This window comes from Stenotrophomonas maltophilia, from assembly GCF_002799245.1.
GTDB classification, from domain to species: Bacteria; Pseudomonadota; Gammaproteobacteria; order Xanthomonadales; family Xanthomonadaceae; genus Stenotrophomonas; species Stenotrophomonas maltophilia_S.
The window spans coordinates 609,374-622,130 of record NZ_NEQV01000001.1; the positions used below are offsets into that span (position 1 = coordinate 609,374).

The 12,757-nt window shown below is 66.6% G+C and carries 12 protein-coding genes; 7 read left to right on the plus strand and 5 right to left on the minus strand.

Annotation, left to right across the window (positions count from 1 at the left end):
• Positions 1-46: 46 nt before the first annotated feature.
• Positions 47-1,426, plus strand: a complete 1,380-nt coding sequence (locus B9Y64_RS02865) for a PLP-dependent aminotransferase family protein (protein ID WP_100439421.1) — start codon at positions 47-49, stop codon at positions 1,424-1,426.
• Positions 1,427-1,653: 227 nt separating this feature from the next.
• Positions 1,654-2,328, plus strand: a complete 675-nt coding sequence (locus tag B9Y64_RS02875; RefSeq protein ID WP_100439422.1) for a class I SAM-dependent methyltransferase — start codon at positions 1,654-1,656, stop codon at positions 2,326-2,328.
• A gap of 3 nt (positions 2,329-2,331) precedes the next feature.
• On the opposite strand, the gene smqnr is transcribed toward B9Y64_RS02875, so the two are convergent.
• Positions 2,332-2,979, minus strand: coding sequence for a SmQnr family pentapeptide repeat protein (smqnr, locus tag B9Y64_RS02880; RefSeq protein ID WP_100439423.1), 648 nt, complete (start codon positions 2,977-2,979; stop codon positions 2,332-2,334).
• 169 nt (positions 2,980-3,148) lie between these two features.
• Between smqnr and B9Y64_RS02885 the strand changes: the two genes are divergently transcribed.
• Together B9Y64_RS02885 and B9Y64_RS02890 are read left to right on the plus strand one after the other, a co-directional pair.
• Positions 3,149-3,925, plus strand: coding sequence for a DeoR/GlpR family DNA-binding transcription regulator (locus B9Y64_RS02885; RefSeq protein WP_100439424.1), 777 nt, complete (start codon positions 3,149-3,151; stop codon positions 3,923-3,925).
• An 11-nt stretch (positions 3,926-3,936) separates the two neighbouring features.
• Entirely contained in the window at positions 3,937-5,070 is a 1,134-nt protein-coding gene (locus B9Y64_RS02890) for an MFS transporter (RefSeq protein ID WP_100439425.1), read from the plus strand.
• Between the two features lie 9 nt (positions 5,071-5,079).
• Here B9Y64_RS02890 and B9Y64_RS02895 read toward each other — a convergent pair whose 3' ends face one another.
• The 3 genes from B9Y64_RS02895 to B9Y64_RS02905 form a co-directional block, all read right to left on the minus strand.
• The gene (locus B9Y64_RS02895) at positions 5,080-6,585 is read right to left on the minus strand and encodes a PepSY-associated TM helix domain-containing protein (protein ID WP_100439426.1); all 1,506 of its coding nucleotides are present in this window, start codon (positions 6,583-6,585) and stop codon (positions 5,080-5,082) included.
• Between the two features lie 12 nt (positions 6,586-6,597).
• Positions 6,598-8,736, minus strand: a complete 2,139-nt coding sequence (locus B9Y64_RS02900; RefSeq protein WP_100439427.1) for a TonB-dependent receptor — start codon at positions 8,734-8,736, stop codon at positions 6,598-6,600.
• A gap of 129 nt (positions 8,737-8,865) precedes the next feature.
• On the minus strand, positions 8,866-9,261 hold the full coding sequence (locus tag B9Y64_RS02905; RefSeq protein ID WP_100439428.1) for a DUF2946 family protein: 396 nt from the start codon (positions 9,259-9,261) through the stop codon (positions 8,866-8,868).
• A gap of 240 nt (positions 9,262-9,501) precedes the next feature.
• On the opposite strand from B9Y64_RS02905, the gene B9Y64_RS02910 reads away from it, so the two are divergent.
• Both B9Y64_RS02910 and B9Y64_RS02915 read left to right on the plus strand, forming a co-directional pair.
• On the plus strand, positions 9,502-10,080 hold the full coding sequence (locus B9Y64_RS02910) for a hypothetical protein (protein ID WP_100439429.1): 579 nt from the start codon (positions 9,502-9,504) through the stop codon (positions 10,078-10,080).
• A gap of 239 nt (positions 10,081-10,319) precedes the next feature.
• Positions 10,320-11,219, plus strand: a complete 900-nt coding sequence (locus B9Y64_RS02915; protein ID WP_406753912.1) for an XVIPCD domain-containing protein — start codon at positions 10,320-10,322, stop codon at positions 11,217-11,219.
• Between the two features lie 34 nt (positions 11,220-11,253).
• Here the strand turns inward: B9Y64_RS02915 and B9Y64_RS02920 are convergent, their stop codons facing one another.
• Positions 11,254-11,634 (minus strand): tautomerase family protein, encoded by a 381-nt coding sequence (locus tag B9Y64_RS02920; RefSeq protein WP_100439431.1) that lies wholly within the window; start codon positions 11,632-11,634, stop codon positions 11,254-11,256.
• A 564-nt stretch (positions 11,635-12,198) separates the two neighbouring features.
• Between B9Y64_RS02920 and B9Y64_RS02925 the strand changes: the two genes are divergently transcribed.
• Positions 12,199-12,627 (plus strand): hypothetical protein, encoded by a 429-nt coding sequence (locus B9Y64_RS02925; protein ID WP_100439432.1) that lies wholly within the window; start codon positions 12,199-12,201, stop codon positions 12,625-12,627.
• Positions 12,628-12,757: the final 130 nt, after the last annotated feature.

The following is a 12,757-nucleotide window of genomic DNA, read 5'->3' on the forward strand; positions in this document are numbered from 1 at the left end:
CAGTCGCAAAGAACTGTACTGCCCACACTTCCACTACAGTGCTGCCATGCCACGTCCGCTTTCCCGCATCGAATCGGTCATCCAGGCCGTCCGCAACCGCATCACCGCGCGGCTGGATGGCCCCGGCTCTCGCCTGCCTTCGGTCCGCGCGCAGGCGGCAGCGATGGGGGTGTCGGTCTCCACCGTGGTCGAAGCCTACGAGCGCCTCGCGGCCGAAGGCCTGATCAGCGCGCGCGCAGGATCCGGCTTCTACGTCAGTGGGCCCGCCGCACCGCTCGCGCTGGCCGAGATGGAGCCCCGGCTGGACCGCGCGGTGGACCCGCTCTGGGTATCCCGTCAATCGCTGGAAACGCCGGCCGGCCACCTCAAGCCGGGCTGTGGCTGGATGCCCAGTGACTGGCTGTATCACGACGGGGTGCGCCGCGGCCTGCGCCGGTTGGCGCGTGCCGATGCCGTGCATCTGGTCGACTACGCCGGCCCACTCGGGCTGCCCGCATTGCGCCAGCTGCTGCAAAGGCGCAGCGCCACGCTGGGCATCGATGCACCGATGGAGCAGATCCTGCTGACCGAATCCGGCACCCACGCGGTCGACCTGATCTGCCGCTTCCTGCTCAAGCCCGGCGACTGCGTGCTGGTCGATGACCCGAGCTACTTCAATTACCACGCGCTGCTGAAGGCGCACCAGGTACAGGCAGTGGGTGTGCCCTACACGCCCACCGGCCCGGACCTTGAAGCCTTCGAACGCGCAGTGCAGGACCATCTTCCACGGCTGTACATCACCAATTCCGGACTGCACAACCCGACCGGCGCGGTGCTTTCGGCCAGCACCGCACACCGCCTGCTGGGCCTGGCCGAACGCAGCGAGCTGATCATCGTCGAGGACGACATCTTCGCCGACTTCGAACTGCAGCCGGCGCCGCGGCTGGCCGCGCTTGATGGGCTGTCACGGGTGATCCACGTCGGCAGTTTCTCCAAGACGCTGTCGGCAGCCTCGCGCTGCGGCTACATCGCTGCACGCCATGACTGGATCGAAGCATTGACCGACCTGAAGCTGGCAACCAGCTTCGGCGGTGGCCATCTAGCCGCACAGCTGATGCACATCGCGCTGACCGACAGTGGCTACCGACGCCACATGCAATCGGTGCGTTCGCGTCTGGCCGATGCGCGCCGGCACACGCTGCGCCGACTGCACGCACTGGGCATCACACCCTGGCTGCAACCGGAAGCCGGCCTGTTCCTGTGGTGCCAGCTGCCGGATGGCCGCGATTCGGCCGCGCTGGCGCGGCAATGCCTGCGCGAAGGCATCGTGCTGGCGCCTGGCAACGCGTTCAGCCAGTCGCAGCGCGCGGCCGACTATCTGCGCTTCAACGTTTCGCAGTGCCACGACGCACGGATCTGGCAGGTGCTGGCGCGGGCGCTGCGTTGAGCTGGTAATGCGCGACCCGCGCATCCACCACCACGCGCACGCCCGGCAACACGCGGGTGGTGACTTCGCCGGCATGCCACATCGGCAGGACCTGCTGCAGGCGGCCGGCAGCAAAGGCCGCAGCACACAGGTTGTGCGGCAAGGCTGTCCTGCCCGGCGGCACCGGCACGCAACGCCCCTTGCGTGCCGCGCTACAGTGGTATGTCCCCCGCCGCAGGAATCCGCGCATGTCCACGTTCTCCGACCCGCAGGCGGTGGCCCGCTATGCCGAAGCGCCGCTGCGCCAGGTGCCCGGCTTCCTCGCGCTGCAGCAGATGAGCCAGCTGCTGCTGGCCGAACACGTACCCGCCCAGGGCCGCGTGCTGGTGCTGGGCGCCGGAGGCGGGCTGGAACTGAAGGCCTTCGCCGAGGCGCAGCCGGGCTGGCAGTTGCTGGGCGTGGACCCGGCTGCGCCGATGCTGGCCCTGGCCGAGCAGACACTGGGCCCGCTGACGTCACGCGTGCAGCTGCTGGAAGGCTACATCGACGATGCGCCGGACGTGCGCTTCGACGGTGCCAGCTGCCTGTTGACCCTGCACTTTCTCGATGCCGCGCAACGCCTGCACACGCTGCGCGAACTGCACAGGCGCCTGCAGCCCGGCGCGCCGCTGGTGGTGGCCCACCACAGCGTGCCGCAGGATCCGGCCGGCAAGCTGCGCTGGCTGCAGCGCTACGCGGCGTTTGCCGAAGCCTCCGGCGTTGCCCGCGCCGACGCGCAGCGCGCGATCGAGGCCATTGCCGAGCGGTTGCCGCTGCTGGCCCCCGAGCAGGAGGTCGCGCTGCTGCAGGAGGCCGGTTTCGACGGCGTGGAGCTGTTCTATGCAGGCTTCAGCTTCAAGGGCTGGGTGGCCTACGCCGGGTGATGCCTACGGCACCACCGTGATGCCAATACGCTGCATCAGCAGCGCCACCTGCTGCACATCCAGCGTGGCGCCGCGCAGGTTGGTACTGCGCAGGTCCAGCTCGCCCAGCTCCGAGCGGGTCAGATTGCAGTCGGTGAAGTTGGCGCTGTTCCAGTCGATCCCCTCGAACTGGCCACCGGACAAGTCCGAGCCGGCGAAGCTGGCGCCGCTCACATTCGCACCGTCCCAGCGGTTCTCCCACAGTTCGCACTTTTCCAACGTCACCCGAGAGAAATTGGCATAACGCAGGTTCGACTTCTTGATGAAGGCACTGCAGAACCAGCTGCGCGTCGTGATCTGGTTCATGAAGCTGGCGTTGCTGAAATCCGCGCCCTGCGCGCGGCATTCGCTGATCTCCAGGCCCAGTGCCTTGATGAAATTGAAGTGGCACATGCTGATGTCGCAGCTGCGGAAGCTGGCTTCCTTCAGCGTGGCCCCGTTGAAGCGGCAACCGGCGCGGCTGTCGGCATCGTAGAAGCTGCAGTTGATGAACTCGGTGGCGGTCAGGTCGGCGCCGGAAAAATCACATTCGTGGAACTGCTGGTCGACCACTTTCTGGCCGGTGTACTGGTCCGCGCCGATGCGCAGCCTGCGGTGAACGGTGGGGGACATCGGGGATTCCATGCCAGGTGCCCCGCCATGATGCCGGGCCGCGAGGACGAGCCATAGACGCGGCGGCGGTCGGATTCACCGGCAGTCCAGCCGCCCTGCCTGCGCCCGGGTCGGATTCACATTCATGCACACTGTTGCACGTTCATGCACGAACGTGCAGACTTGCGGCATGAGCTCCGACCCCAGCCCCCTCCCCGCCCAACGCACCCTGCAGATCCTTGAGGAACTGCGCCAGCAGGGCCGCGTGGTGGCCGCCGAACTGGCACGCCGCTATGCCGTCTCCGAAGATTCGATCCGCCGCGACCTGCGCGAGCTGGCCGCGCAGGGCCTGTGCCAGCGCGTCTACGGCGGCGCCGTGCTGCCGCCCCCCAAGGAACGCCCGCTGCGCGAGCGCCTGACCCGCGACCGCGGCGACAAGGCCGAACTGGCCGCACGCGTCTGCGCGCTGCTGCAACCGGGCCAGGTGGTACTGCTCGATGCCGGGTCGACCAACCTGGCCATCGCCCAGCAGTTGCCTGCCGCCCTCGGCTTGACGGTGATCACCAACGCACCGCAGATCGCCACGGCCGCCAGCGTGCTTGAAGGCACCTCGGTGCAACTGATCGGCGGCCGCCTGGCCAGCGGTGGCGGTGCGGTCGGCGCCGAAGCACTGGCCCAGGTGCAGCGCCTGCGGGCCGACGTGTACCTGCCAGGCCCCTGCGCGGTGGACGGCGACACCGGCGTGTGGGCGATGGATGCGGAAGAAGCCACTCTGAAGCGCGCGATGGTGGCCTGCAGCAGCCGTGTCATCGTCGCCGCCACCACCGAAAAGCTCGGTGCCCGTGGCAACTGGCAGATCGCCAGCCTCGACGAGATCGACGACCTGGTGCTGACCACCACGGCACCGCCGGCATTGGCGGCACGCTTCCGCGCCGCCGGTATCGCGGTGCACCCCACCCCTCCCTGACCGTACCGCTCATGTCCCTTGCCAACCGCGCGCGTGCCGAACAGCACGCGACCCGCGCTGCGTTCTTCATTCCCGGTTTCGCCACCGCGCTGTGGGCCACACTGGTGCCGTTTGCCAAGGCGCGCACGGAGATCAACGACGCCACATTGGGCCTGGTGCTGCTCTGCCTCGGTGCCGGTTCGCTGCTGGCGATGCCATTGTCCGGCGTGCTGGCCGCACGCCTGGGCTGCCGCCGGGTGATGGTGGCCAGCAGCCTGCTGATCTGCCTGACCGTGCCCGGCCTGGCCCTGGCCGGTTCGGCCTGGACACTGGGGCTGGTGCTGTTCGTGTTCGGTGCCGCCGTGGGCGCGATGGACTGCACCATGAACGTGCAGGCCGTCATCGTCGAGCGTGAAGCACGGCGGGTGATGATGTCCGGCTTCCATGCCTTCTTCAGCATCGGCGGCTTCCTCGGCGCGGCGACAATGACCGTGCTGCTCTCCGTGCAGCTGTCTCCGCTGGCATCCGTGCTGATCGGCGTCGGCGCCATGCTGCTGGTGATGCTGGCGTCGGCGTCGTACTGGCACAGCGAACGCATGCCACATGACACACCGATGCTGGCCATGCCTCATGGCATCGTGCTGTTCATCGGCGTACTGGCGTTCGTCGCCTTCCTCGGCGAAGGCGCGATGCTGGACTGGAGCGCGGTGTTCCTCAGCGACGTGCGTCGTGTCGATGCCAGCCTCGCCGGTGTTGGCTATGTAACCTTCACCTTGACCATGACCGTCGCGCGCCTGTTCGGCGATGCACTGGTGGCGCGCGCGGGCCGCCAGCGCGCGATCGTGTTCGGTGCCCTGCTCGCCGCCGCTGGCGTGCTGGTGCTGACCCTGGTCACGCCGTGGCAGGCATCGCTGATCGGCTATGTGCTGGTCGGCCTCGGCTGCGCCAACATCGCACCGGCGCTGTTCTCGCTGGCCGGCCACCAGACCCGCATGCCCGGCGCATTGGCGATCACCGCGGTATCCACGCTGGGCTTTGCCGGCATCCTCGCCGGGCCAGCGCTGATTGGCTTCGCCGCCAATCATTTCGGCCTGATCGCCGCGTTCATCGGCGTGGCCGTGGCCCTGTTGCTGGTTGCAGTGTCCACGCGTTGGCTGCGCGTCTAGCCCGGTGAATCAGCGCCGTCGACGCCGCAGCTTCATCCGCAACCGCCGATAGCCGATCACCGTGGCCGTCGCACACAGCGCTGTGCCAGCAGCGCTCAGCAGCAGCAACACACCCAGCCGGACACCTTCCTGGCGCAGCATCGCCGGCAGGTCCCAGCTGTGCAGGAAGTAGAACAACCAGCGCCCCACCCGCTCGCGATGCCCCATCGTCAGCAACGGATCGCCAGTAGCCAGGTCAAGGTAGACGCGCGTCGCCTCGGCATCGCCAAAGTCCACCACCGCCACCGGGAAGCGGCGTACCGCCGCACCATTCATGGCCTCCGGCGCACGCGGATAGAAGTAGGCATCCGCTGCATGCCGGACCACGAAACCGTGCATGGGCGCCTCGGACAGCGCGCGCGCTTTCTGCTGCAGCCACGCGGCCGGCAGCAGCCGCGCAACCTGCAGGTGCCCATGGGTGCCGGACACGATGCGGGTGCCGCCCTTCCCATCCAGCAGCACCGCGAACAGCTCGCCACCGATCCGTCGCCACTGGATTTCCACCGGCCGGAAGCCATCAGCGTCGGCCACGGCCAGAAGCCTCGCCGGCTCACCCAGCGCAACGTCCACCGCCACCGCGCCGCCACGGTAGCGCCCACCATCGATCGCTTCACGCGTGCTGTTGAAGACGCCCAATGGATTCATCGACATCAGGCCGCTGAAGATCCACGTAAACACGAAGGCCGCAGCCAGCAACCCGATCAGATGGTGCCAGCGCATCCACGGCTCGACGTACGGCGTCTTCGCACCGGAACGATAGTGCCCACGGAAACGCCAGCGCCACACCCCCACCACGATGCCGCTGACCGCCGCCAGCGTGCACAGTGCGGACAAGACGATCACCAGCCACGTCCACACCGGGTCCACCGACTGCATGCGCAGGAAGTACAGCCAGTGCAGCCAAGCGCCCACATAGTTCCAGCGCTGCTGCACATGTGGCGCGTCCAGCACCACTTCGCCAGTGTGCGAAGACACATACAGGTCACCCGGCTGCGTGCCCCCCACCTCCACCCGGTACAGCGGCCGATGCGCGTCCAGCGCGCGCGAATGCGTCCAGCGGTCCTCATCCACGCGCGTCGCGCCCACGAAGGCCTGGCCGCCGGCAAACTGCGCCGCCGACGCCTCGGCGCGCTGCGCCGACACCGGCAGCAGGGCCTGGCCGGTCCATGCCGACCAGGCGCCCACGTTGCTGCCACTGCGCACCACATAGGCCGGCTCACCCCGCAGCGTGGTCAGTGCCACGGTTTCCGGTTCGTCCTGCAGTGCCGCCGGCAACGCCGACAGTCCCCGCCAACCGCCTGCGTCCTCCAGCACCGGCAACGCCGCCAGCCGCTCCCCGGGTGTCAGCTTCGGATAGCCGATGAACAACATCACCATGCCGCTGACAAACCACAGCAGCATCAGCAGGCATCCGCCGATGCCCAGCCATCGATGCACCAGATAGGTCCAACGCCTGGCGGTGGATCGCAACGACATGGCCAGCCCCCCTCAGAACCGATGGTCGACGGTGAACTCGACGCGCCGATCCGGCCCCAGCAGCCATTGCGTACTGGTGTAGTACGCGGTGGCGTAGTACGCCTTGTCGAACACATTGAACAGCCGCGCCGACAGCCGCGTGCGCGGTGCCGCCTGCCAGGTCAGCGCCAGGTCGGTGGTGCTGTAGCCGGGCAGCTCCAGGGTGTTGGCAGTATCGGCGTAGCGCTTGCCGACATAACGCACGCCTGCGGCCGCATTCCAATCGGGAAGGAACTGCCAGCTCAGCCACACATTGGCCAGGCGCTCGGCCACGTTCGGCGGCACGTTGCCATCGCGCGAGACCAGCACCGCCGGTGAACCGCTGGTTTCCAGGAAGTCCTCGAATTCGGCCTTCAGCACCGTCGCGTTGGCATCGAGCGACCACTGCGGCGCAAAAGCCCAGTTCAGCGACGCCTCGATGCCCCTGGAGGTCTGCGCACCCACCTGTACCCGGCGATCGGGCACCAGCGGATCACGGCTGAGCAGGCCGGTCTTGCGGATGCGATACGCGGCCAGCGTCCACTCGCCACCGTCGAAGGCCTGCTTCAGGCCCACTTCGACCTGCCGCCCCTTGGCCAGATCGAATGCACCATTGGCCGGACTGATCATCAGCAGGCCACTGACCGGATCGGCCGCCTGCGAATACTGCGCATACAGGCTCAGCGTCGGGCGCAGCGCGAACACCGTACCCGCACGCCAGCCGGTGCTGCTGTAGGTCTTCGAGAATGCATTCTGGCCGCTGATCAGATCGGTGCGGTCGATACGCGCGCGATCGTGGCGCAGCCCACCCAGTACCGACCAGCGCTCGCTCAGCGCCAACCGGTCTTCCACGAACAGCGCGTATTGCTCGGCACGGTTACGGTAGCGCGGCAGGTTCGGCGCGTCGCTGACGAACTGGCCCGGCACCGGATCGAACGGATCGACCGGGCCCGAGCTGCCGGCATAGGTGTTGTTGGTGTGCTTGAAATGCGCACGGTTGGCATCCAGGCCCACGGCAAAGTTGTTGGCCAGGCCGCCTACATTTCCTTGCACGCGCAGCGTCGAGGTCAACCCGCTCTGGTCCTGGTTGTGGGTGATCTGGGTGTTGCCCGAGCGGTCGACCAACCCGGTACGGGGGTTGTAGACATAGGCCTCGGCATTGCGCCAGTCGCGCTGGCTGTCGATCTGGTAGAGGCGCGTGCGCCATTCCACGTTCGCGGTCGGCGTCCACAGCGCATCGAGCTGGGTCCAGCGGTCGCGGAAGCGGATCTCGCTGTCGTCCACGTTGTAGTTGCGGTGGCGCAGTGCGTCCAGCTGGCGGCCCTCGACCAGTGGCGTGCCGAAGTAGCGCATCGGCTGCTGGTAACCCTGCGCATGGGTGAGGGTCAACTGCAGGTCCGAGCGTGGCTGCCACAGCAACGCACCGGAGAAGGTCGCGTCACTGTTGCGCCCACGGTCGACCCAGCCGCCGCTGTAGTTGCCACTTACGTCCAGCCGGTAAGCCAACGCTGGTGTCAGCGCGCCGCCACTGCCGAAGCCCAGCCGTGCGGTGTCCTCGCTGCCCACGGTCACGCTGATCTCGTTCTCGATCGCGCCGCGCGAGGGCTTCTTCGGCACGATGTTGATCACGCCTCCAATCGCACCGTCACCGTGGATCACCGAGGCCGGGCCGCGCAGCACTTCGATGCGCTCGATGGACCACGTGTCGAACGGGAAGGTGATGCCCACGCCACCGTACTGGCGCAGCCCGTCGTACAGCCGCATCACCGACGCACCATCGGTGAAGCCGCGACTGGAGAGCGCGCTCAGTCCGTTGCCCGGGTGCGGCATCGCACTGATCGCACCAGCACGGCTGATCGCATCGTTGAGCTGGGTGTCGCCACGCTGTTCCAGCTGCTCTCGCGAAATCACCGTCAGGCTGGCCGGTGTCTGCAGCACGCTCAGGCCCAACGCAGAGCCGGCAGTGGCGGTGGATGACAGTTCGCCGCTGCGGGTATCGACCACGCGCACGGTCTCCAGCGTGGTCGGGGGTGCCGCGTCGGCGGCAAGCAGGGGCGCGGCATGCAGGAGCAGCGCGCACAGGACAGGCAGCGACGCCCGGCGCAGGCGCGCGGGATTGGGGTTCGTTTTCATTTTTTCACGGCATGCAAGGCCACCCCGCAATGGCAGGGCAGCTCAGGGAGTTCGGGAAGCGCGCACGCAGTAGTGCCAGGCCATGCCTGGCAGCTCGGAAAAATCAATCCAAAGGCGCACGCGCAGGGCTCAGACGGCCATCAGGGCCGGCGGCCCACGCGCTCCCAATGTGCCGCTGATCCGCTGCGGCAGCGCCTGCACCGCACCGCGCAGCGCGCGGCACACTGCTGCCATCGGCGCCAGCAGCAGCAATGCCGCCACCAGCAGGGTGATCAGCCGTGCGGCGATCAGGCAGTAATCGCAATCCACGCCCATTTCATGATCGGCGTGGGGATCGGCAGGCGGCTTCTTCGCGGCCTCGCCGTGCTGCATCGCCATCGCGTGGTGGTCATGGTGCCCTTCCATCGCATGCTGCGCGTGCTCTGCGTGCATTGCGTGGTCCATCGCTACCACTGGCGCGGCAGCCGCAACGTGGCCATGTGCCAGGAAACGGCTCACCAGCGGGGCAAGCAGCACCAGCAGCATGGCAAGCCATGCCAGGGCCTGGAACCGGCGGTGGAGGACAGATTGACGCACCCGGCCATTCTACGGGCCCGCAGCCAACCTTGGACCTCGTTCAGGGTTTACCCCCTGCGACACGGTGACGCAGGGGCTCGCCTCCAGCGGCGACGTGTGAATGCACCGCACCGCGGTCCCGGTGCTTGCAGGCCCCGCATCGCCAGCGCTAGGGTTCAGGGGCTACGGCAAGGAGCCAGAGGAAACTGCATGACAATCCGCATCAAACAGCAGTTGCATGCCAGCCTGCTCGGCCTGACCACGCTGCTGCTTGCCGCCTGCGCCGACAAGGGACCGCCTGTGCCACCGGAGCCGCTGGAACTCTCGAAACCGATCGCGGTAGACACGCCCGGCCAGCAGGTGCAGTTCGAGTTCGAAACCACGGCACGCAACTTTGCCAGCTACCGTACGTATGCGGTGGAGCTGGATCTGCAGCATGTCTCCCCCTCGCCAGATGCCGCCTCTCCGCGCGACCTGCACATTCCTTTGCGCGTTGGACTTCAGCAATGGTCCGGTGGCACCTGGCAGTCGCTGGCAAGCCCCGACGCCTACCAGATCGCACAGTCGCAGTCTGGCCAGCCGCTGCCAGACTGGCATCGTGACGCGGGGCTGAACTATGCCCAGACCCAACGGGGCAGCGATGGCGCATACCGGTTGCATGTCGCGTTGCTGCCGTTGCAGGCGCATAGCCGCTATCGGGTTCAGATCAGCACGGTTGAATACATCACACCACTTCGTGGCGCAAGCGCCAGGATACTGATTCACGAATCGCGTCCGCTCGCCAAGTAGCACAACGCCTTCGTACACCCTCCAGGAGGATCACCACGCACATGGACAAGCCACGCTACGTCGTCGATATCGTCATTGCGGCGCCGGGAACACCGCTTCTCGACCCCGTAACGCAGCAACCGCTGCGCAATCCGGATGGTTCCGCGCAGACATCCGGGCCGGGGCATATGTTCTACGTCCTGCGAGCACCGGGAAAAGATCCGGCGAGCTACGGCTTTGCACCGATCGAGCACGGCAGCATGAACGGACCAGGCGACATCGTGGACAACGATGCAAAAACCTACAAGAACCCGCATTACACGCGTTCTCTGGAAATCACCGAAGCCCAGTACAACAAACTCAGAGCATTCGGCGATGACCCAGTGAAGCACGGCTTCAGCAAGCACTACGCCGACGTGCGCCATAACTGCGTGGACTTCACCTGGGGCGCATTGAATCATGCCGGCATCCAGCGCAAGCACAGCCTGGACATGAACAGCATCGGCGGTCCCGCCGGCCAGTTGCTGCCTGATGTACGCATTCCGCTGGGTATCCCGTCACAGGGCAAGGACGGTTACCGCCCGCTGCGCAACATCCATGGCGTGGACAGCATTGAGCCGCCCTTTCCCAACAGCGAACTCAATCGCACCACCACCCATCCCCTGCCCGAGCGCACCTTGAAGCAGCGTCTGCTCAGCGAAACCGATGGCATCAATGGCTCCTTGGGCGAGCGCCTGGCTGCGGACGCACGCACACCAGGGCACAGCCTGCATGCCCTGGACCAGAACGTGCGAACCGCACTCGCCCAGGCTGGCGAACAGCAGGGGCTGCCCGCCGGGCAGGAACACGAACAGCTGGCCGGCCATCTGACACGCGCAGCAGTGCAGGCCGGCTTCAGCGAGAAAGACACGTTGCAGGTGGCCTTCAGTTCAAACAGCACCGCCGAAGCACCTGGCTACGTGTTCCTCCATCGCAGTGGCGACACCGCATCACCGGACCCGGCCGCCAACCGCCAGCGCCTGTCCCTGCTTGATACCCAGCAGGGCGACGTGGATACGCTGTATCAGCAGGCCACTGTGCAGCAGCAATACCGCGACGCCAGCCGCCTGGCGCAGGACGAACAACAGGCACAACAGCAGGCATCACCGCGCATGGCCTGACCGGACCGTGCCAGGCGCAGATACCGCACCCGCATCAACTCACGTACTGCGCCTGGCCATTCCCGAACGACCAGTTCTCCTTCTTCACTTCCACCAGGTTGATGAACACATCCTCGCGGCGGATGCCCACTGCCGCGTGCAGGCCATCGGCGATGCCGGCGTACAGCGCCTTTTTCTGCTCCAGCGTGCGCCCTTCGTTCCAGGTGATCTGGATGCAGATGAAGTCATCGGTGCGGTCCACGCCCAGGTAGCCGGGGTCGTAGATCAGCGTGCCTGGCTCGTGCTGCTGGAAGATCTGGAAACGATCATTCTCCGGCACACCCACCGCGCGCATGGCCTGGTAGATGGTTTCGCCGACGCGTTGCAGGTAGTCGGCGGATTTACCTTTGCGAAGATCGACACGGGCAAGCGGCATGGTGGCACTCCAGTGAGGATGGGCACGGCAACGGGCTGAGACTACGCCTGCCCGGGGCGGCGGGACAGCGCATGGATGGAACCCTCTGCTTCCATCCGTGGCATGTTCCCGCCTCTGCTGCGCGGGGTGACGTGATTGCCTTGGCGGCACGCCTCCGAAGTCGTCATGTGCACGGTCGGAAGGGGCGGCGATATGCGCCATCAGTGATGGGCGGCACTACTCGCAGGTGTTGGACGGCACACAACGGGAAACGTCTGGCGCGCCTAGGGACAGTTGAGAACTTTCCTTACAGACCGATGTGACTACCCGGCTTGATGATCGCCGCGCCGGGGCAGATGGCCCGGGCCGGGATTGGCGTCTCGAATAAACAAACACACCTACACGGTTGCGAAGTTCACCGCAGCCCAGAGAATGCACCGACTGCCCCCAATGGCGGCCGGTGCGTGGGGATCGACAGATCCGCCGGGCGTTTCTCAAGTAGGTGTGTTCGTTCCCGGTACGCCAACCCGCACCGTCCGCCACCTTCGCTCCGGAAGGTGGCCCTATGCCAGTGAGGGTTTCGCCATGACCAACCGCACCGCCATCCATCCCCGCCTGCATGCCCTGATCGGCGATATCGCCGCCGACGTGCCCGCAGACCTCGCACGCGAAATCGAATGCGCTCTGGAAGAGCGACAGCTCCCCCCCTCCCGACCAACCTTCCTTTCTTGCCTCAATGCCATCCGCACCGGTGATGACCAGGCCGGGCGCGCGTGTACCCCGCAGACACTCAGCGCCGCAGGCTTCGGTTCACTCGACCGCTCACTGGCCGCATTGAATGCCGTACTGGATCTCCTGCATGCCGCCGAGCGTGCGCGACTGGATGGCGATCCACAGGATCAACTCGGTGACCTCCATCGGGACGGATTGATCGTTGCCGCGCGCCAGATCGCGCGCGCTGCGCAGGATGGGCTGGGTGATGCCCTGGAGCCGGCGGGCGCAAGGCCTCGCTGATATGCGAGGCAACAAAAAAGCCCCCATCGCTGGAGGCTTTTTTCGTTCTGCAACATGGTGGGCGGTACAGGGATCGAACCTGTGACCCTTGCCGTGTGAAGGATAGCCTAGGACCTTGCGGCACAAGGGC

Excerpts from the sequence above, each read along its gene's own strand:
- B9Y64_RS02865 (WP_100439421.1), top strand. The coding sequence starts at position 47 with ATGCCACGTCCGCTTTCCCGCATCGAATCGGTCATCCAGGCCGTCCGC.
- B9Y64_RS02875 (WP_100439422.1), top strand. The coding sequence starts at position 1,654 with ATGTCCACGTTCTCCGACCCGCAGGCGGTGGCCCGCTATGCCGAAGCG.
- smqnr (WP_100439423.1), bottom strand. The coding sequence starts at position 2,979 with ATGTCCCCCACCGTTCACCGCAGGCTGCGCATCGGCGCGGACCAGTAC.
- B9Y64_RS02885 (WP_100439424.1), top strand. The coding sequence starts at position 3,149 with ATGAGCTCCGACCCCAGCCCCCTCCCCGCCCAACGCACCCTGCAGATC.
- B9Y64_RS02890 (WP_100439425.1), top strand. The coding sequence starts at position 3,937 with ATGTCCCTTGCCAACCGCGCGCGTGCCGAACAGCACGCGACCCGCGCT.
- B9Y64_RS02895 (WP_100439426.1), bottom strand. The coding sequence starts at position 6,585 with ATGTCGTTGCGATCCACCGCCAGGCGTTGGACCTATCTGGTGCATCGA.
- B9Y64_RS02900 (WP_100439427.1), bottom strand. The coding sequence starts at position 8,736 with ATGAAAACGAACCCCAATCCCGCGCGCCTGCGCCGGGCGTCGCTGCCT.
- B9Y64_RS02905 (WP_100439428.1), bottom strand. The coding sequence starts at position 9,261 with ATGCTGCTGGTGCTGCTTGCCCCGCTGGTGAGCCGTTTCCTGGCACAT.
- B9Y64_RS02910 (WP_100439429.1), top strand. The coding sequence starts at position 9,502 with ATGACAATCCGCATCAAACAGCAGTTGCATGCCAGCCTGCTCGGCCTG.
- B9Y64_RS02915 (WP_406753912.1), top strand. The coding sequence starts at position 10,320 with ATGAACGGACCAGGCGACATCGTGGACAACGATGCAAAAACCTACAAG.
- B9Y64_RS02920 (WP_100439431.1), bottom strand. The coding sequence starts at position 11,634 with ATGCCGCTTGCCCGTGTCGATCTTCGCAAAGGTAAATCCGCCGACTAC.
- B9Y64_RS02925 (WP_100439432.1), top strand. The coding sequence starts at position 12,199 with ATGACCAACCGCACCGCCATCCATCCCCGCCTGCATGCCCTGATCGGC.